Genomic DNA, 18,393 nt, shown 5'->3' with positions numbered 1-18,393 from the left:
CGACGTTAAGCGCTGGCCGCAGACAGTCATATCAGAGCGCACGGGCAGGCCCGTTTTGCCACTGCCTGCACGGTTTTCGCCATCAATGGTGCGTAGACCTCATTGCCATCGCCTGCGTCGTTACTTCGGCTCTAATTGCCGTCTCCAGTCACAAATAAAACTTGCAGGATGTTCCGGCGCCCTCCATGCCAAAAGCAACCGCAGATCTTTGGGAAGAATTGGATTTGCAACCACCGTTACCGGAGGTTTTCCCGCTCCAGGTAGGCGGCGCGGTTTTCCACGCGTTCGATGATCCGAATGAGGTATTCGCCAATCACACCCAGCGAGAACATGATGAGCCCACCAAGCGTTAAGGTAACGACCATCAGCGACGTCCATCCGGCCACGGTCTCCTCTTTCCAGAAATAGGAAAGCACGAGCCACCCCCCATAGAGAAGACTCAAACAGGATATGGTCACGCCCAACGCTGCAAGGAAGCGCAACACCAATGATGCATTGCCGAAAATAAGATTTGAAAACTGCCGTATGCGGCGCCGTAGACCGAAAGCAGAACGCCCGTGTTGCCGTGGATGATGCGTGATTTCGACCTGTACCACGTCCTTTGTTGATTGGAGCATCAGGGCTGGAATGAACGGACGGGTCGTATCAACCGCTATCATATGCTGCACCACCCTCGCATGGAAAAGTTTGAAAGGCGACATACGAACCCCCGGCGGCACGCCAAGTATCTTCGCGTCGGTAAAGTTCTTCAAACGGCTGGTTGCACGCTGCAAAATGGAATGTTTTTTGCCGTTGGCGAAGGCCCCGATGACCACATCGTGGTTCTTCTTCTCCAGCAGAATGGGGATATCCTCGGGCGCATGCTGCAGGTCATCATCAATCGTTATGATCCATTCGCCCTTGGCCTGACGCAGCCCGCAGAGCACCGCGCCTGCTTTTCCAAAATTGCGCATGAGTTGAGTTGCATGAACATGCTCATGTTCTTCCGCCAGAGCCTTAAGGATCGGCCATGTTTCCGGGTTCGGCGATGCATCATCAACAAAAACGACTTCATGCGCCTCGCCGATATCAGCGAAAACCTGATCCAGCCGCGACACCAGATCACCCAGCGTTTGGGTGCTGTTATAGACAGGAATGACGGTGCTGTAGACTGGATGTTGCATCATGTTCCGCTTGTTGTTTGGCGCGTTGCATCACTACGAAGCTCAAGCTGCATATAGGGCATCACATTCTGAAAAAGCTGATACCGGAACAGCTTGGTCACGCCCGTCTTGTAAGCGACTTTACCCAACGTGCCTATCACTTTTTGCCGCTTGCGAAACTCTGCGTCATTGCCAATTCGGACAATCATATCCTCGATAATGCGACGACGCACAGTGAGGCGCAGCGACGTCTGTGCCAGCGCCTTGCGAACCTGCTGGAGCTTCACGAAATTCAGACTGCGCCAAAGGCCGTGGCTTTCCTTGCGCTCTTCCTGTCCGACGATGGTCTTGCGAAAAACCGAGGCCGTGATGGGTTTATTGAAGATCACAGGGATTTTGAAATGTGACTCGTAGGGGAAGCCGTAGTTAGGGCATAGGATCAAGCACACGCCAGTCGGCGTAAGATGGGGTTCCACGAAGCGTAGAAAATCGCGCCAGTCATCCAGATGATCGAACACATTGATAGAGTAAATGAGATCGTAACGGTGTTGCGGTTCAAGCTGCTCGTAGCCGATCTTCCGGATCTGGATACCTTGGTCGCGGATATACTGATTGATGCTGCCAAGAGCCGCAAAGCCATCGCGCAAAGGCTCCACACCCTCGATATTCAACCCGGGGTAACGCTCTTTCAGCAGCCCCATGAAAATGCCACTGCCGCATCCGACTTCAAGCACCTTACCATTTGCAGGCAACTCGCCAAGATAATCGTTAACATACCGAAAGCCGAATTGCGCCTCCGCGATGCTGATGTCCTTTTTGGGGAAATCCGTCGCACGCAATTTCTCTAGTATAGCGGAAGACATGGCAGGTTCGGCAGGCATAGCAGTGTTCTTCACTTTCTGTTCCTTCAGCGGTTCATGCGTAACACGATTTCATCAGCGTAAACTCTTTCAGTGTAGGGCCGCATGCAACTGTCGTTGCACCGATGGAAAAATGCACCAGTTTTCCGCATCTTCAGGGGTGATGACCGCTGCAGACACGGCAGCAAGGCGACGGTGCTCTGTCTGTTTATCTTCTTTGGACAGAGGTGCGTTGCCCGGCTGAAACGGGTCTCGAAAATGGTCCAGCACCGTCTGCGCAGATTGCGCGTCATGTTCCATGCCCAGCCACTGCATCTCAGCATGACACAGGGTATCTATGAACGCGATCGTATCGGCGTCCAACAACGTGCGAAAGCGTGGGTTCTGTGCGTCCGGGGCGGTGAAAGATGAATTGCCTCGCCATGCGCTCCCGTCCTGCGACATAAGTGCACCCGACAGTACCGCCTCGGGGAAGGGCGCCGCGCCCAAAGACTTGGCTATGGGCTGCAGACATGCGGCGGAGTCCTGTGCCAAAGCTTCATAGGTAATCCAGTGGAACCCCTGCTCACCGGAAAAGCGCATGGCATAAGCCACAGATTTCCGCCAGCAGCGCAGGATGTGCAGCACACTCAGGCCTGCATTGGCATATTCGCCGCCCCGCCCGCAGTGGATCGAAGCAACGACCGCACGCGGGTCCCGCAGAATAAGGACGACCGGCGTATGTTTTGTCAGGAAAACGGGAATGAACTCTTCGCAAAACACTTCCTTGACGCCCACATGTCGCGCAGTCGGGCTGTTAAAGAGTGTCGGAAACTGCACCGCGCATTGTTCAAAAACCTCCTGCAGCGTGCCGCCCTTTATCGGCAGGTCAAGCAAGCCGGGTGTCAGTTGCCCGCTATACCCGCGCATCTGTTCGAATATGGTCGTCACCTCAGAAGCACTAAAACAATGCGTTCTGGCAAAATCCAGAAATGCTTGCCTGCCATAACCTGCGTCCCCGCAAAGATGTCCAAGTGGGTAATGGGGCACAGCCATCCCAAGACTGCGGTAGAAAGCCTCTTTCGACGCCCTGAACAAGAAGGGAAACGGCTGCGACGCCACCACCATTTGCGGGTGGTTGTGAAAATACTTTTCCAGCAGCGTCGTGCCCGAGCGCAGAAAGCCTGTGATGAAGAATGGCGTCATTTCACTATTACAGCTTTTCCAGCGGCTGCATGTATTCCCGCGTGGCTGGCCCCAGATTAAGCAGCATATCCAGAATGCTCACCGCAGGTTCAAAAGGGGGATGCAGCTGCGGATATTCCGGGTAGCCACCATAATCCATGAATTCCAGCGTGATGCCGCGTTTGACGAACTCTTCTTCCTGCAGATAGCTTTTAGCGGCAGGACCGCTCACGTAATGCGTGGCATCTGCGCGCTCCAGTAGCTGCAATACACGCGCACCCTTACTTTCAGTGAGCTGATAACGCTCCGAGTTTTCGAATTCGGTTGTTACTCCCAGATACTCCTTGCTGATGCGTTTGATAAGGGTCTGGTTGAGGTCGGAAAGATATTCCCAGTTTTTGCCCAGATAGATTTCTTCGAGAAATGGCGTGTAGGTTTTCCAATAAGGCGCGGCGGCGTAATGCTGTTTGAGCATGTCAAAGTGCTTCTTTTGCCAAGGCGCATTATCAACCCGGACTTCATTGATCAGCCTGTCCCAACTACTTCCACAAGGTATCGTTAACCATCTCGCTCCAGTAGAAGTTTTGATCTTGTTACGGTTTCTCCAGTCATTCTTTGTATATTGCAAATCATCATAGAAAATAAACGAATCGACTTTCCGTATCAGATCGAAATAACCTTTCCACGGAATGTAGTTGGACTGCAAAATGGCGACGGATTTGGACATGTCGAAGCTGCTTTCCTGTGTTTTTCCCATACTGTGAAGAGCAGATGGTCGTGCGGTTTAAACGCCTCTCTACGGATGATTTTCCTGCGTAGCCAGCTTGGCGTCGGTTTTCGGCAGCAGAAACGATACACCTCCGATCCCCGCGAAGAGAACAAAATAGGCGCGAGCCAGAAGGGCCACGGCCAATGCCGGCGCATATGCGATACCCAACCAGACCAAGAGGCCGACAATCACGCCTTCTCGGACACCAATACCCGCTGGACTGAGGGGCAGCAACCACGCCAGCGCCGCGCATAACGCCACTGAGGTCCCCAGCCAGATATCCATCTCGATGCCGAACGCTTGCAGGGTCAGCAGGAATGTTGTGATCCGAAGGACAATCATGGCGAAGCTCATTGCAACCAACCGCATCAAGCGCGACCGGGTCAGCGCATTCCACGCCTGATGGACCCCGGCGAGCCGATGTTGAACACGCTGCCCAAAACGGTGCCAGACCAGCCATCCCAGCACGACCGATAACAGCGTTGCAATACCCGTCAACGCAGCCCCCCAGGCAGGTAATAACATCAGGCCTTGCACAAAGGGCGCATAAAGCGCGCGCCATTGCGGCAGCGCCAAAAAGAGAGCAACAGCCAGACCAAGCATCGTCAGTAAACTGAAGACGCGGAGGCCAAACAGAATGACGGCAGGTTCAACGTAACCTTTTCCACTGCCCCTCCCGATCGTCGCGACCCGATATGCGTCTACTCCAATGTGCCCAGGGAGGAGCGGTGCCATGGCATAACTTTCTATATGCATCCTGCAAAAGGCAAACCAGCGGATCTGCGCGGCGGATGGGCTGGCCATGCGCAAGCGCCACATGTCCAGTGCGCTTGTCGCGGCAAAGGCTGCGAAGCCAGCAAATCCATAGCCCCAATGCATCTGCTGCACCATCACCGCCAAGGCCTGAAAGTCGGCCATGAGGAAAAGTGCCGCCAGCAGAGACAACCCGAAAGCAAGTTTCAAGATGTGTTTGGCGTTCACGAGGCCAGCCGTATGGGAAGCGCATTGATGTAATCAATTACACTCTGGCGGCCCTCCCGTATGGATTGCTCCTCGGGTGACAACGCGCGCCACTGCAACGTCAGATCTTCTTTACCTTGCTGTGCCTCCAACGCGTGCTCGGCATCCTTTAGGCCTTCAGGCTCGCTGGTAAGTGCATATTCGTGCGCGCGCATCTCCGTTGCGCAGGCACTTTCAATATAGGAAATCTCTTCTTGCGTTAATGCGTCGCGAAATTTGCCAGTGTTGTCGCCGATCAGGGGCCTTGCCAGATTTTCCCAGTTCGCAATCCGCACAGCATTGGCCTTAGTGTCTTCCTTATCGTGGAAGTTCAGCATTGCAGGATCATAGGCAACTTGCAGAAAGTCACAGAGTGTCGTCAATGCAGGCTCGGGCGTTTGCACGATATCTTCATAGCGCAACCGCATGATCCGCCCGGACGGTGCGAGATACCCGAGTATCTGTCGGAAGCGCTCCTGATCCTGCAGCCAGACTTGCGTGCCGCGCCTCACGTCGCCCGGATGGTTTGATGACCGTTTCCAGGACAGTGCCATGTCCCGCGGGTCACGCACGACCCAGACATATCGCGCATCAGGAAAAGCCTGCATTAGAAAAGGCAGGAAGATATGAATGCGGTTTTCCTTGATAACGCTTCTGGTCTTGTTCTGAGCATGCGCCTCGGCTGTATAGATCGCGGAAATGACGCCGCGAACCGATCGTTCCTCGACGCACCGCGACAGCGTTCTTGCGTCCATAGAGCACTGCCAGACACCGAGTTGATGCTGCATGACCCGTGTGCTGACATCCAGCAGCCGCTGCCAGGCTTGTTCGTCCTGCGCAACATCGCCAAGCCTGGTCAGGTTCAGTGCCAGTGTCCGGATCAGATGGGAGGGCGGCGGTCCGCAAAAATCCGGATGGCTATCCAGCAGCCGGATGAACAGATTGCTGCCGGACCTTTCGGAACACAGCAAGAATACAGGCTGGAATGAGGGTGTAGACATCCCTTCAGTCTGCGGCACTGCGTTCCTCTCCGGCAAGGGCAAAAAAGGCGGTGACGGCATGCACCACCGCGTCGATTTCGGTATCCGTTATAGTGTAGTAAAGCGGCAAGCGCAGCAGACGTTCGCTTTCACGGGTCGTGTTCAGATCCTCCCCGTGGAACGTGCCATAGACCCTGCCCGCGGGCGCGGAATGCAGGGGAATGTAATGAAACACCGCTGCAATGCCCTGCGCTTTCAAATGCGCTATCATCGCATCACGCTGTGGTTTGTCCGCCAATTTGATCCAAAAAATATGCGCGTTGTGCTGGCAGTCGGATGGTGGGTTCGGCAAGTCCACTTGACCGGCCAGTTCCAGCGGACGCAGCAGACGTTTGTACAGCTGCCAACTTGCGAGACGCGCGTTTGTGATTTCCTCACCTGCCTTGAGCTGCGCCAAGAGGAAGGCGGCATTCAATTCGCTCGGCACATAGGACGACCCCATTCCCACCCACTCGTAGCGGGATGTTTCCCCCCGGAAAAACTGCATCCGGTTCGTCCCTTTTTCGAGGAGCACCTCGGCCTTCTGCACATCTTCGGGACGATTGAGCACCAATGCGCCGCCCTCACCGCAATGCATATTCTTGGTTTCGTGAAAGCTGAAACATCCATAATCTCCGAGCGTTCCGCAGGATTTGCCCTCGTAGGAGGCAAAGAGTGCCTGTGCAGCATCCTCCACGATCTTTAGACCATGTGTGTCGGCAAGCGCCCGCAAGACGCGCATGTCGCAGCTTACCCCTGCATAATGCAACGCAACGATGACCTTGCTGCGCGGCGTAATCGCTGCGGCAACTGCATCCGGATCAAGGTTCATCGTGGTCGCGTCACAATCGACGAAAACCAACTTGGCGCCGCAGCGGGCAAAGGCTGTTGCCGTAGACGTAAAAGCATAGGACGGCAGAATGACTTCATCCTGCGGCTTCAAATCGCACAGCAACGCCGCCATTTCCAGCGCATGCGTACAGGAGGTCGTAATCAGCACTCCGCTGGCATCCAGATGCTCTCGAAGCCATTGGTTGCAAGCCTTGTTGTACGTGCCGCCACCAGCGAATTTGCCCTGCGTGAAAACCTTCTGCACTTCGGCGGATTCAGTGCCGACAAGCGCCGGTCTATTAAATGGGATACGCCATTCCATGGGTTGTCCTATCGTGACACTTTATGCTGTCGTTACTCTGAAACGACTGATGAGACAGCTGTTAGCAATGGTCCGGTGGAGCAAGTCGCCCGGAAAGTCTATAGGAAATAGCGAAAACCATGCAAGCCGATTTCATGGCTGGAAAGCCGACCACTCACCGCTCGGCACAGGTATTCAGGGTTAAAGTTGTTGTACCGAACGATACAGCAACGTAGTTTGCGCCTGAGCATGCGTGCTGAGGACATACAAATAATAGGCTGACGTTTGCGCCCGAACTCCCCCGACAAAAACTCAATAACGGTCCTCCACGTCCTTGTGGCAGGTGCACTGCTGATTATCGTGGCGCATTGGTCGCCTTATGTCATCATGGGGGACGGTGCCTATCTCACCATTCATGACTATCTCGACAGTTCTGTTCTCAAGGCCAAGGTGCTGGCGGATAGCGGAAAGGTCTTTGCTCCTTCGTCAAGCATCATCGCCCAATATGATATCCCACGCGGCGCATTGCGCAGCGAGTTTCAGCTCCCAACTCTTCTGAGTATGGCTCTATCGCCCCTCACGGTCCATATCGTCCTTACGCTGTTCATTCAGCTCATGGCGTTTTTTGGTATGTATATGCTGCTCGTGCGACGCATCATTGGCAGCGGATCGCCCGTTGTCTGTGTCGGTGTTGCCCTGTGTTATGCGCTGCTGCCGTTCTGGACGCCGGCTGTGCTGGGGGTCGCGGGGTTGCCGCTGGTCCTTTATGCGTTTCTCGGGCTGCGTCAGGGGGAAAGGCATTGGCATCTATGGGTCATCCTCCTGCTTTTTCCCTTTTTCAGCAGCCTGATCACGGTCGGTTTCTTCTTTCTGTGCCTCGTGGCCGGGTTGTTCGTTTACGACGTGCTGGTGCGTCGATATTTCAGCTTTGCCTTTCTGTGCGGTATGGCGCTGATGAGTGTCGTGTACCTCGCCGTGGAATACCGTCTGGTACTGAATGCGCTGGATCCGGTGTTCGCCTCGCACCGTCAGGAGGCTTCACCGAATTTCGTGTCCTTGGCCGCGGGCATGGACCGCGCATGGGATAACTTTCTGCATGGCCAATATCACGTGCACAGCCTGCAAAGCGAAGTCATTTTACCGACGTTGGTTCTGGCTCTGTTACTTACTGTCTGGAAGCGCAATTTCAGGGATACCCAGCTGGGACTGTTGATCGGCACAGTGGTTTTATGCGCAGCCATATCCTTGTTTTATGGTCTGTGGTCCTCTGTAATCCTGGAACCGATCCGCACCTCTGTTCCGCTTCTGATGAAGTTCAACTTCAGCCGTTTTCACTGGCTGCACCCGCTGCTTTGGTTCCTGGTCTTTGCGTTCGTGCTGATACTGATACAACGTCAAATTCCAAACCGCCGCTTAGGGCTGGGTATCATCTGCCTGGCCATCGCACTGCAGGCCCATTGGACTGGCTACAAAAACCACCCAATTATTCTCGCTCAGAAGAAACATGGCATCAGCTATGCCGCTTTTTTTGCGACGCCGCTTTTCTCCGACATCAAGCAGGATATCGCCCGCCCTGTCGAGGAATACCGAGTGGTCAGCCTTGGATTACACCCCGCCATCGCGGCCTATAACGGGTTTTACACAGCGGACTGGTATCTGACCTATTACCCGCTGGAAAAAAAGCATGCGATGCGCAAGGTTATCGCCAAAGAGTTGGAGAAAAAAGCAAGTCTGAAACGCTACTTCGATGACTGGGGAAACCGTCTTTATCTTTTCAGCGCTGATTTGGGCAGGGACTTTCTTGGTCGACACGGCTCCGACGCGATACCGATGCCGGAATACGACCTTGATCAACTGCGCGCCCTCGGTGTCGAGTTCATTTTCTCCCGGGTAGAACTGCGCGACGCGCCACCCCTGATGGGCGTGTATCGCCATCCAGACAGTAATTGGGACGTCCATGTATATGATCTGGTCGATTGAAAACTCCCTCAAGGGACGGGCGCGAAAATCGATAGATAACCATGATGGGCCCCGAAATAGACGGTAATCACCCCATTTTTTACGGGGTATGCTCGTAGAGATTAAGCGGTCAGTTTCAGGGTGTGATGCCGCCGGCACCCATATTCAGGCGGTCGTTACCCGTTAGCTCGGAAAGTCAGCCGCCCGCTAGATCTGTTTAATTTCCAGGACAGAATGCGGCACAAATTGCTGAACTCCTTCGTCGATCAGGGAAACGGGCGTCTGCTCTCCAATGCATAGGACCGCGTCCATTGCCTGACGACAGCACCTCGGCAGATAACATGATGCAACCGACCTAGAGACACTGCGCGGCGGAGGTCTCTTTAAAGCCGGTTGTGTTGAGAAAACTCAAAAACGCGGGAGGCTCGAATTTTCCGCAAACAGGCTAACCTCAAACCGGAAACTGTTCAGCGGGCAGATAACTAATGGTAGTGAACTTACGCCTTTGCTTCTGTTTTCCGCCAGTTTTGGTCTGCTGTCAGACGGCCCCGAAGACTCCTAAATTGGCGGCATCGTCGACATGTGGACACTCAGCGTCGCCACTGCCCAATCATAGAGTGGTGGTAATGCCTGACTGCACGCCGTTGAATTTCCAGTTGCCTGACACTGGGCCAGCAAAGGGGTATTGATGAACGAACTTCGCCTCAATGCAGCAACTCCGACATAGTGCGGTCCCCGGCCAATGTGGGAAACAAACCCGTAGTTTTGATACATGTTCGCGTGGTCTACAGGGACTGTGGGCCCAGCGACACCTTTCCTATTGGCCATAAAACCGTCTGGCCGGGAAAGAGGGTAACTATACGTGAAATTTGGATCAAATACATTCGGCCCGATTGCAAAACCCAAGTCACTTTCAAGCTGAAGGGAGAAATTCTGAATTGAAAACTGAAAGTTTGCGTCTCCCGATGCATCGTAAGATCTGATCCAAATAGCGACCCCGTTTCCCACCGTGGCAGTGCAGCCTGAGCTAGAAGGACGAAGATCGCTTCCTTGTGGGAGGGGGATAACAGCACCCGAAACTAAATCCTCCCAAACTTCGAACACCAGTTCGTTAAAATTTAGCGGCAATCCAAATCCGACAGCGTTTTGTAGTTGTTGCAATCCAAGCGGATCATCCACGGTCGCTGCGATCTCATAGAATGTACTTTTGCGTGAGAGTGAGAGACTAAAATTACCACAATTTACAGTGTTGATTGTGGACTGCGGGCTCTGAACAGAAAATGAAAGGTTAGTCTCCGGGTTTACAACCTGTCCGGCTGAAACGCTGCTCCAATTGCTCTGGTCCAACAGATAGCTGGCATTTACTGCCCAAACTATGCCTGTGGCTCCGCTTTTCAGACCCCCTGCACCGATAGCAACGACTCTACCTTGGTGGTCGAACACCGGCGCGCCAGAATGGCCGTGCGTCAAATTTCCATCTAGGCGCAGTATTGCTGTATCCAGCTCCCACGGACCATTTTGAGCAACAGTGTTCCTTTCCGCACTTGGTAAAAGGTCTCTCAGTTTGGCTGGAGGTGGCTGATTGCCCGTTGTGACGGTGAGTAGTTTGTCATCGGCGGTGGGAGCCCCCAGTGCAAAACCGACGACCGCGACTTGCGAATGCAACGGAGGGAAGGCATCGGTCAATGTTTGAACAGTTGCGCCAGTAGGGCTATCCAGCTCTAATGCGATCAAGTCTTGTGCGCGAATTTCCCTAATCGGTCCGGCGCTAAAAGTTCCGTGGTTCTTGAACACGATGTTTATTGTATTGCACCCAGCCACGACATGTCTGGCGGTGATGACCTGTTTTGAGGTGGGCCAAACGAACGCGGTTCCAGAGCGGTCCTGACCATCGGTGCAGTTGGTAGCTACAACAAACCCAACATCGCTCCGCGCAGAGCTCAGCATCTGCGTTGAAGGCGATTGAGCCAAGAGCGGAAAGGCCCAAATACAAGTCAGAACAACGGTCAATCGCCCGAGTAAATCAAACATATCAGCTTACATCCTCGCAAAAGACATCGTAGATATAATCAGCAAACTTAGCTTGATCACTGTCACTTAATGACAAGCCAAAGCTTCCTGCGCGCTGCCACGGATCCTGAAACTTTGCCATGGCCTGAAGGCGAAGTTGCGGGCTTGCGTGGGCGCTCTCCAAGAGCGCATTACACTGAGCACTTGTAGCTGCGCTAAATGCAATCCCCCGGGTTTCCGGGCGGATGTCTTCTGGTTCAGGCGTCGATGACAAGCTCCCTGTGCGCAAGCCTGTCTTTTCAAAAATCGCAAGTTCAATTGCGCGCGCTTGGTCGCCGCTGGACAGAGTATACGATTCTACCGTTTGCTTGAACGAAGGCGCAAGCCAAGCATGGGTACGCGTCACAATACCCGACGGCAATCCGATCACAAACCCAATACAAAATGCCAATAGGCGAACATTCGGAACCGATGACTGAAGGGGCAGCTTGCCTCCGAGGCCGAAGAACGCTGCCAGTAAGGCAATCAACCCAGCGAGGAATTCCCCTGCCAATTGAGAGACCGACAAGCCAACGATGCCGCCGACTAATAATCCAAGCGCCAAACCAGAGAGGCAGTCCAAAAGTCCGGGTTTCGGTTGCGGCTCATCGCAAGCTTGCGAGGATTCTGTCATTTTGAAGTTCCATAAAAAAGATCTTGTCGGTTAACGAATGTGTAAAATCGCAAAGTAAATTCTGTGGTGCTCACCCAAAAGCTGAATGCAAGCAGCAATCAAATCAAGAAGAATCTTGATTTTACGCCCGCTCAAACTGCCAACGATCACTCAGGCCCGCAAATGATCTGGTCAGTGCGTCTTTTTGCTGAGCGCACTCGTTGATGACCGAACGAAAGAAATTTAATCTAAAATACGAAGCAAAAACAACAATTTGAGCTACTGTCGGCGTCGTGGACACCCATCCCGAAACTGCACAACAAAACTGCTGAACGGACGATGCGATCCGTCGTCGTAACTACCTGTTTGTTGGATCACAGACCGGCGGCCGTGCCGCCGCTATCGCTTAAACCCTGATCGAAACCGCCAAGCTAATCGGTATCGCCCCTCAAGCTTGACCGAACAAGTCTCACATGCACTTATGGACGCCCGCAAGCGGTGGCCTGCATTTTTCGAAGATGTGGTGGTCAAGTCTGAGGCTGGATCAGGATCGGCTTCGGGTGGGTGTGATAGGGCTGCTGTGGTTGCCAAAAAGTCAGATTGTAAGCACCAAGGGGCAGTGATCCGAAACCTCTGGGTTGTAGACTACATTGAATTCTTGCACCGCATCGGCGTCACTGATCAACATGTAGTCCGCGAATTTGCCAGACTTTCTGTATTGTGTATTTCGCGTACTGGTGAAGCCGCGACCGGTCACCAGCTCTGACAGACCAGCCGCCCCAAGAATTTCAAGCGTTTCACTGTGCGGTTCAACGTTGAAGTCGCCACAGACGATCCTCAGGTCGCCCGGTTCAGAGATGTGCCGTGACAGCGCAAGAAGCCGCTGCGCCTGTTCCGCCCGCTCGGGTGTGTCCATCTTTCCATTCAGATCGCGCAACCCATGCATATGGGTGACACTGATGCAGCGATCCGAGTTGTAGTCATAAACCCGGATGCCATGGGCGCTGCGTGATCGAGGATGATCACCGTACCCGACAGGTGAATAGCTCTTGTGCACAAACCCCTGAACCTGCCCGATGATTGGTATCGACTTATGCACGAATGTGGCCAACCCCCATTGGGAGGGGATCGACTGGTCTTCGTCCCAGAGTACGCCTTGCGCGGCGGGACAGAAGGTTGCTGTGTGTTCCGGCAAGGCTCTGGCAACGTCACGAAAGAAGTTTGCCCGTTGGGGCAGGATGTGATCCCCATCGCGGTATGTCAGCCAGTCTTTTTCAGAAATGGGGCTGTGGACGACTTCTTGCAGGCAGAGCACGTCAGGTGCAGATTCTGCGACATAGGGAACCAACTCTTCGTGAAGCTTACCACCCCATCCATTCAAGCACATGATTTCCACAGTTTCACCCCTATTAAATTACCAGATGAAAGGTTTGCAGGATTTTGAATCATCCGCAATGCGGGTTCTTAATTGGTTGTAATTGCATCCTTACGGTCCAATCCGAACCGGGCCCTGGCGGCAAATACAGAAAGGCGATGCAGCGAGATTTTGAAGGTGTAGAACGTAAGCTAGAGCAATGGGAGAACAAAGAGCATATGATGAAATTTCGACACCTAAGATACTTTGTCGCTGTCGCGGAAGAGCTGAATTTCACACATGCAGCTGAGCGGCTGAATATGGCGCAGCCTCCCTTGAGCCAACAGACCAAACAGATGGAAGATGATCTGGGTACAGTCCTGATTGAACGGTAAAGCAGGCCAATGCGCCTCACCCGAGCAGGTGGGGCCATGCTGGAGCATGCAAGACGGATATGGTGACCGGCTGTTAGCAGCGAACGGCATCACTGGCCTGGCGCATGAAGGCCCTTGCAGCGCTGGCGTTTCGCCGAGCGGTTAATCGAAAATCGATAAGCTGGCCACGTTGATCGACGGCTCGCCAAAGACAACACGAACGCCCATCTACACGGATGTAGGTCTCATCCACATATCACTGAAGCCACCGCCATGCGCGGTGCTGGCCGTACGCGCGCTTGCGGATCTCCGGCCCGAATTTCTGCACCCAACGGTCTTCCACCGTGATCCCGCGCTCAACTAGATGGTCGCGCGTATCTCGGTAAGAAAGCGGCTAGACAGAAGCAGTCCTTGACCTGTCGAACGCAATCGCCCTTCTGGTTAATCGAGACCAGGTTGCTTGCTTTGAAAGCATGATCCGCTAGTTAGCAATTTATGAAAAAAACGCAAAGCCTACCGCTGGAACACATCAGCGAGATCGTTCAAATGGCACTTTCTGATCATGTCAGCTTCGCGGATATTGAGCAGGACTTCGGGCTTGATGACAAGGCTGTGAAAGCGCTCATGCGAGACACTCTCAAGCCCGGAAGCTATAAATCTTGGCGTAAGCGTGTGCGTGATTTTGCAGACCGGCGCGCGCACTATAAATAGGGATCATCGGCCCAGAGCCTACCTTTGTCTAACTAGCCGTCGCTGCAGCGCTCTCCTCCAAACTGGTCGTTGGTCGAAGGCGCAGCATTCCCGTACCGCAGAGGAGTCGTTGGCGAGTCCCCTTTGCGATCAAGCACCGTCCCATCGTCGCAGCATCCAGTACCACTGTTCTGGATTTGCCATGATCCGCGCGGATAGACTGTCGTTGAATTCATGCGTCATGGTGATGCTGTCAGTGTGGGGAATTGGGGTTTCGAACTCCACACGAAATGCGTTTCCATCATCTATTCGGGTGCCATATGCCGGGATCATGGGCAGATCGTATTTGAGCGCAAGCTGGGCTGCCGAGAGAGATGTGAGGGCGTCATGCCCAAGGAACGGTATCCTGACACCTTCTGCATATTTCTCATCTAGCAGGATCGAAACTATGCCGCCATCCCGTAGATGGCGCACAAGGGCTCTGGTTCCGATACGACCGGTGGCCAGGATCGGCTTCCCCCCTGCCTCAATACCTGCAAGCATGCGACGCTCATAGTGGCGATTTTTGTTCGGACGATATACTGCGCCGCTTTCGAGCCCATGCATTTTGAGCACAGCGCGAACAGCTTCCCACTGCCCGAAATGACCGGAAACGATGATCACACCCTTGCCAGCTGCCTGAGCTTCTTTCAGAGCGACGAGTCCTGGACCTGAAGCATTGAATTTATGGTGTTGGGTTTGAAATTCAGCATCGTGGTAGATCTCGAACAGTGTTCTCCCCATCTGCCGGCCCATATCTTGGCCCAACTTAGCGCGCGCGCCACGCTTCATATTGGGAAAAACCCGTTTGGCCTCGCGGTCAAATCGGCGACGTGCAGGCGGAAACCAACGCATGACGGTTTCAAATGTTGTCCCCAACCCTCGAGACCGGGAGTCAAAGGAGCGCATTCGAGTAGCGGCCAACGCCGACCACAAAGGGAAGTATTTGGCATGCTGTAAGAACGATTTGAGCGAAGTAGAAAACATTGTTCTCTATGACTGGATTCAGTGCCAATACCAATCGAAAACAACAGGCCGTATCACTCCGCTCCATGTCTGCCACAGGTAGTTCCAAAAGGTTTTGACCGGACCCTGCAGCACTGCAGCACTGCAGCACAATCCAGCGTCCGTACGATAGTCTCCAGCCTCTCCCGCCCAAAGCTGCCGTCTGCGATGATCTCGGTCGCAGCGCCGCAGCTTCACCAGATCGGTCATTCGCCGCATCCGCACAACCGGAGCGCATGCGAACTCACAGGTTGCGGACTTAATTACCCTTTGCCACGTGCACGTCAACGACTGCTCAATGCCCAAAATTTTCCGGTGTAACGAAGGGCCAGAAATGCCAGTTCTGTTCGTAAAATGAATGTGGTCACTTCGCGTGCGCCTTTCGGCTATCAGACGGGGCCTGCGTCCTGTCAAACATGCCATAGTCACGAACCACGCTTGCAATCCGAAGGCGGTAGTCGGCGAAAACACCGTCCCTGCCTTTGGTCTGTGCACCGCGATGTGCGCTCAAAGTGCGCCACCGCGCGATTGCCGCTTCGTCCTCAAAGAAGGAAAGCGAGAGAACCCGGTGTGGGTTGGTAAGGCTTTGAAACCGCTCAACAGAGATGAAACCATCCACTTCGTTCAGCATAGGACGCATTTCAGCAGCGATAGCGAGGTATTCGTCTTTGCGACCTTCCGCTGGCTCAACTTCAAAGATAACTGCAATTTGAGTATTTGCACCGGCGGTGTCTTCGGATTTGGCTCCTAAAAATGCCCGCGTAGTATCGTGAAGTCGAAAGCGGCCAGATTCCAGATGTGCAAGATGCGTTGCACGCGCCAGTTTGATGTCCTGTTTGTCAGCAGCGTTTGTAAACGCATCATACAGCCAAGCCGCATCTTTGTCTGGAACCAGGCTATCCCATTCGCCCCTCACAATCAGAACCGGGCAATGCACCTGTGATGGGTCATATGGAAACTTGCCGCTCCAGGCGGCGGAGATGTCTGCAGCGGGACCAGAAGGCACAGTTACTGCCGGCGGCGATACCGTTTGGCTGTCGTAGTCTGTGTCCAGATAAGCCTGGCCCCATTCAGAAAAATGGGCATCAGATAGAACCGCAGCTTTGCCGTCCGGGACATCGGCGGTGAAACGGTCATATTGGCTTTGCAACGTGATGGCTCGCGTCGGCGACATTGTTGTTTCGGTTACTGGATTGTCTCGGCGTGATATCGGGCCGAACAAGATCAATCGGTCAACGAGATCGGGGTGGGATGCCGCGAAGCCACCAGCAGGAAGCGTCCCCCAAAAATGTGCGAGTAGGGATATACTTTCAGCGGCGGTTTGTTTCTGAATTTCTTGGACCGCCGCTTCAATCTGTTCAACTGCGTTCCCAAAACGTCCCGATATTGAACTATCTTGATTGTCGTTGGCGCGATCAGATGATCCAAAACCGATAAAGTCGAGGCCCCACACGTCATACCCCGCATCCGCAAGATCATCGGCCCAGGATCGTCCGTCGAACTTGAAGCCTACGGACAATGCGCAGGGGAATGTTGCGCCGTGAATATAAAGTACGGGTGGGTAAATCGGCAGGCCGTGATCGCTAGTGTAATGGTGCAGCGCAAGTTTAAGACCGTTCGGGCCACAAACATCTATTGATATCATGGTGTTATGCTCCCAGTCCCATGCGGCGTGGAGGCGAGTTTCAGAAAGGTTCTGTCTTCGCGGAGAATGAATTTATCTTTTTGGGCAAACTCGTAGTTTTCGCGCCCAAGCGGATCATCTGCAAGTCTAGCGCGATAGACCTCATAGTCAGCAAGACTCGTCACATTGTAGATACCGTAGGCTAAAGTGCTGGAACCTTCGTGCGGCGCATAATAGCCGATCAGATCAGCGCCGCAGCGCGGGATTGCCTGGCCCCAGTTGCGAGCATACTCGCCAAACTCGGCTTTTTTTGTGGGGTCGATGTGGTAGCGGATTACACAGGTCAGCACGGCAATTTCCTTTTCAAAGACTGTTGTGTGTATTCTATGCTATTGCTGTGTGGAAATGCTTCGACTACGCTCGAAGTATGAAAGAAGGTCCTGATATCGCCCACATCGCCGCGCTGATTGGTGATCCAGCCCGTGCAAATATGTTGACGGCGCTGATGAGTGGGAAAGCATTGACGGTTAGTGAATTGTCCGAAGAGGCAGGCGTTACGATTCAAACCGCAAGCTCGCATCTGTCAAAGCTGGATGCCGGCGGCTTGCTGCGCCCGCGCAAGCAGGGGCGGCATAAATATTTCTCGCTGGCGAACGACGAAGTGGCTCATGTTCTGGAAGGTTTGATGGGTCTTGCTGCCGGATCTGGCCATCTTCGCAAACGAACTGGTCCGAAAGATATCGAACTGCGCAAAGCACGCGTTTGCTATAATCATCTGGCTGGAGACATGGGAACGCAGCTGTTCGATAGTCTCATGGCGCAAGAGCATCTGGCTATAAATGGTGAAGACCTGATCTTGACCACGACTGGCGCAAACTTCGCAACTGGCTTCGATATCGACCTCGATAGTCTACGCAGCAACAGAACGCCACTTTGTCGCGAGTGTTTGGACTGGAGCGAGCGTAGATCACATTTAGCTGGCAGTCTTGGTCGGGCATTCTTGAGTCGCTTCGAAGATTTATCATGGGCATCACGCGATCAGAAAACTCGGGTCGTGACGTTTTCGCAAATTGGAGCGCAAGAGTTCGAGCGTCTGTTTGCTATGAAATGAGGGGACTTTTGAGGTTCAGCATGCCCCGCAAATCTCCGTTCAAGCACCACGTTTTCCACTTGAGATCATCCTTTGCGGTATTTGCGGTATCTATTGTCCTATCAGGATGTCGGGGACCTTCTGGGTGAGCGCGGCGCCAGTGTAGGTAGGTCCACGGTTTATCGCTGGGTCCGGAAATTCGGGCCTGAGTTAACCGAACCAACAGAAAAGAATCTGCGCCGAGCGCGTGTCGACTTGCATGTCCCCTCTCGGCAGGTTTGCTTTGCAAATCGCCTGTCGGTCAGTGGATGAAACCTATATTCGCGTGGGTGGCCCTTTCTCTTCACTGCAAGTAGCGACTGCCAGGCAGTGAGCGGCGCGATCTTTGGCGGGCTGTCGATGCGATCGGCCAGATGGTCGACTTCCGCCTCACGATACGGCGGGATGCGAAGGCGGCTGACCTGCTCCCCTTTGAGTCCGCTAATTTACGTTAGCTCTGTTCGGGTTTTGG

General features: G+C 53.7%; 18 protein-coding genes and 1 pseudogene. 4 read left to right on the top strand and 15 right to left on the bottom strand.

Annotated features, from left to right (window positions below; genetic code table 11):
- Positions 1-236: 236 nt before the first annotated feature.
- The 7 genes from K5Q35_RS21850 to rffA all read right to left on the bottom strand — a co-directional run bounded on the left by K5Q35_RS21850 (position 237) and on the right by rffA (position 7,106).
- Complete coding sequence (locus K5Q35_RS21850; protein ID WP_220801355.1) at positions 237-1,163, bottom strand: glycosyltransferase family 2 protein; 927 nt, start codon at positions 1,161-1,163, stop codon at positions 237-239.
- Positions 1,163-2,038, bottom strand: coding sequence for a bifunctional 2-polyprenyl-6-hydroxyphenol methylase/3-demethylubiquinol 3-O-methyltransferase UbiG (locus tag K5Q35_RS21845; RefSeq protein WP_220801354.1), 876 nt, complete (start codon positions 2,036-2,038; stop codon positions 1,163-1,165). The genes K5Q35_RS21850 and K5Q35_RS21845 overlap by 1 nt, the downstream gene beginning before the upstream one ends.
- Before the next feature lie 54 nt (positions 2,039-2,092).
- Positions 2,093-3,187, bottom strand: coding sequence for a sulfotransferase (locus K5Q35_RS21840; protein WP_220801353.1), 1,095 nt, complete (start codon positions 3,185-3,187; stop codon positions 2,093-2,095).
- Positions 3,188-3,194: 7 nt separating this feature from the next.
- Positions 3,195-3,893 (bottom strand): WbqC family protein, encoded by a 699-nt coding sequence (locus tag K5Q35_RS21835; protein ID WP_220801352.1) that lies wholly within the window; start codon positions 3,891-3,893, stop codon positions 3,195-3,197.
- A 69-nt stretch (positions 3,894-3,962) separates the two neighbouring features.
- Positions 3,963-4,916, bottom strand: coding sequence for a lysylphosphatidylglycerol synthase transmembrane domain-containing protein (locus K5Q35_RS21830; RefSeq protein WP_259650634.1), 954 nt, complete (start codon positions 4,914-4,916; stop codon positions 3,963-3,965).
- Positions 4,913-5,935 carry a sulfotransferase gene (locus tag K5Q35_RS21825; protein WP_220801351.1) on the bottom strand — a complete coding sequence of 341 codons (1,023 nt, stop codon included), beginning with the start codon at positions 5,933-5,935 and terminating at the stop codon, positions 4,913-4,915. Before K5Q35_RS21825 ends, K5Q35_RS21830 begins: the two co-directional genes overlap by 4 nt.
- A gap of 4 nt (positions 5,936-5,939) precedes the next feature.
- Positions 5,940-7,106 (bottom strand): dTDP-4-amino-4,6-dideoxygalactose transaminase, encoded by a 1,167-nt coding sequence (rffA, locus tag K5Q35_RS21820; RefSeq protein ID WP_220801350.1) that lies wholly within the window; start codon positions 7,104-7,106, stop codon positions 5,940-5,942.
- 315 nt (positions 7,107-7,421) lie between these two features.
- Here rffA and K5Q35_RS21815 point away from each other — a divergent pair, with 315 nt between their 5' ends.
- On the top strand, positions 7,422-9,065 hold the full coding sequence (locus K5Q35_RS21815) for a DUF6044 family protein (protein ID WP_259650633.1): 1,644 nt from the start codon (positions 7,422-7,424) through the stop codon (positions 9,063-9,065).
- Positions 9,066-9,602: 537 nt separating this feature from the next.
- On the opposite strand, the gene K5Q35_RS21810 is transcribed toward K5Q35_RS21815, so the two are convergent.
- The 3 genes from K5Q35_RS21810 to K5Q35_RS21800 all read right to left on the bottom strand — a co-directional run bounded on the left by K5Q35_RS21810 (position 9,603) and on the right by K5Q35_RS21800 (position 13,093).
- Positions 9,603-11,075, bottom strand: a complete 1,473-nt coding sequence (locus tag K5Q35_RS21810; protein ID WP_220801349.1) for a serine protease — start codon at positions 11,073-11,075, stop codon at positions 9,603-9,605.
- A gap of 1 nt (position 11,076) precedes the next feature.
- Positions 11,077-11,727, bottom strand: coding sequence for a hypothetical protein (locus K5Q35_RS21805; RefSeq protein ID WP_220801348.1), 651 nt, complete (start codon positions 11,725-11,727; stop codon positions 11,077-11,079).
- Positions 11,728-12,301: 574 nt separating this feature from the next.
- Complete coding sequence (locus tag K5Q35_RS21800; RefSeq protein WP_259650636.1) at positions 12,302-13,093, bottom strand: endonuclease/exonuclease/phosphatase family protein; 792 nt, start codon at positions 13,091-13,093, stop codon at positions 12,302-12,304.
- A 209-nt stretch (positions 13,094-13,302) separates the two neighbouring features.
- On the opposite strand from K5Q35_RS21800, the gene K5Q35_RS21795 reads away from it, so the two are divergent.
- The gene (locus K5Q35_RS21795) at positions 13,303-13,455 is read left to right on the top strand and encodes a LysR family transcriptional regulator (RefSeq protein ID WP_308443361.1); all 153 of its coding nucleotides are present in this window, start codon (positions 13,303-13,305) and stop codon (positions 13,453-13,455) included.
- A 73-nt stretch (positions 13,456-13,528) separates the two neighbouring features.
- On the opposite strand, the gene K5Q35_RS23005 is transcribed toward K5Q35_RS21795, so the two are convergent.
- Positions 13,529-13,687: a DDE-type integrase/transposase/recombinase gene (locus K5Q35_RS23005; protein WP_201766493.1), complete on the bottom strand. Its 159-nt coding sequence runs from the start codon at positions 13,685-13,687 to the stop codon at positions 13,529-13,531.
- 242 nt (positions 13,688-13,929) lie between these two features.
- Here K5Q35_RS23005 and K5Q35_RS21785 point away from each other — a divergent pair, with 242 nt between their 5' ends.
- A complete protein-coding gene (locus K5Q35_RS21785) occupies positions 13,930-14,145 on the top strand; it encodes a DUF2805 domain-containing protein (RefSeq protein ID WP_220801346.1) in 216 nt (71 codons plus the stop codon).
- Between the two features lie 129 nt (positions 14,146-14,274).
- Here the strand turns inward: K5Q35_RS21785 and K5Q35_RS21780 are convergent, their stop codons facing one another.
- The 4 genes and pseudogenes from K5Q35_RS21780 to K5Q35_RS21770 form a co-directional block, all read right to left on the bottom strand.
- The gene (locus K5Q35_RS21780; RefSeq protein WP_044025433.1) at positions 14,275-15,150 is read right to left on the bottom strand and encodes a lysophospholipid acyltransferase family protein; all 876 of its coding nucleotides are present in this window, start codon (positions 15,148-15,150) and stop codon (positions 14,275-14,277) included.
- Positions 15,151-15,532: 382 nt separating this feature from the next.
- The gene (locus K5Q35_RS22810) at positions 15,533-15,877 is read right to left on the bottom strand and encodes an antibiotic biosynthesis monooxygenase (RefSeq protein WP_044025748.1); all 345 of its coding nucleotides are present in this window, start codon (positions 15,875-15,877) and stop codon (positions 15,533-15,535) included.
- A 93-nt stretch (positions 15,878-15,970) separates the two neighbouring features.
- Positions 15,971-16,813 (bottom strand): annotated as a pseudogene (locus K5Q35_RS21775) (alpha/beta hydrolase); the annotation flags it as partial.
- Positions 16,810-17,142, bottom strand: coding sequence for an NIPSNAP family protein (locus K5Q35_RS21770; protein WP_013963605.1), 333 nt, complete (start codon positions 17,140-17,142; stop codon positions 16,810-16,812). The pseudogene K5Q35_RS21775 and the gene K5Q35_RS21770, both read right to left, overlap by 4 nt.
- A 77-nt stretch (positions 17,143-17,219) precedes the next feature.
- On the opposite strand from K5Q35_RS21770, the gene K5Q35_RS21765 reads away from it, so the two are divergent.
- Positions 17,220-17,903 (top strand): helix-turn-helix transcriptional regulator, encoded by a 684-nt coding sequence (locus K5Q35_RS21765; protein ID WP_220801344.1) that lies wholly within the window; start codon positions 17,220-17,222, stop codon positions 17,901-17,903.
- The last annotated feature ends 490 nt before the right edge of the window (positions 17,904-18,393 follow it).

This window comes from Roseobacter sp. OBYS 0001 (assembly GCF_019654895.1).
Taxonomy (GTDB): domain Bacteria; phylum Pseudomonadota; class Alphaproteobacteria; order Rhodobacterales; family Rhodobacteraceae; genus Roseobacter; species Roseobacter litoralis.
This window is presented reverse-complemented; position numbering and strand designations above follow the sequence as displayed.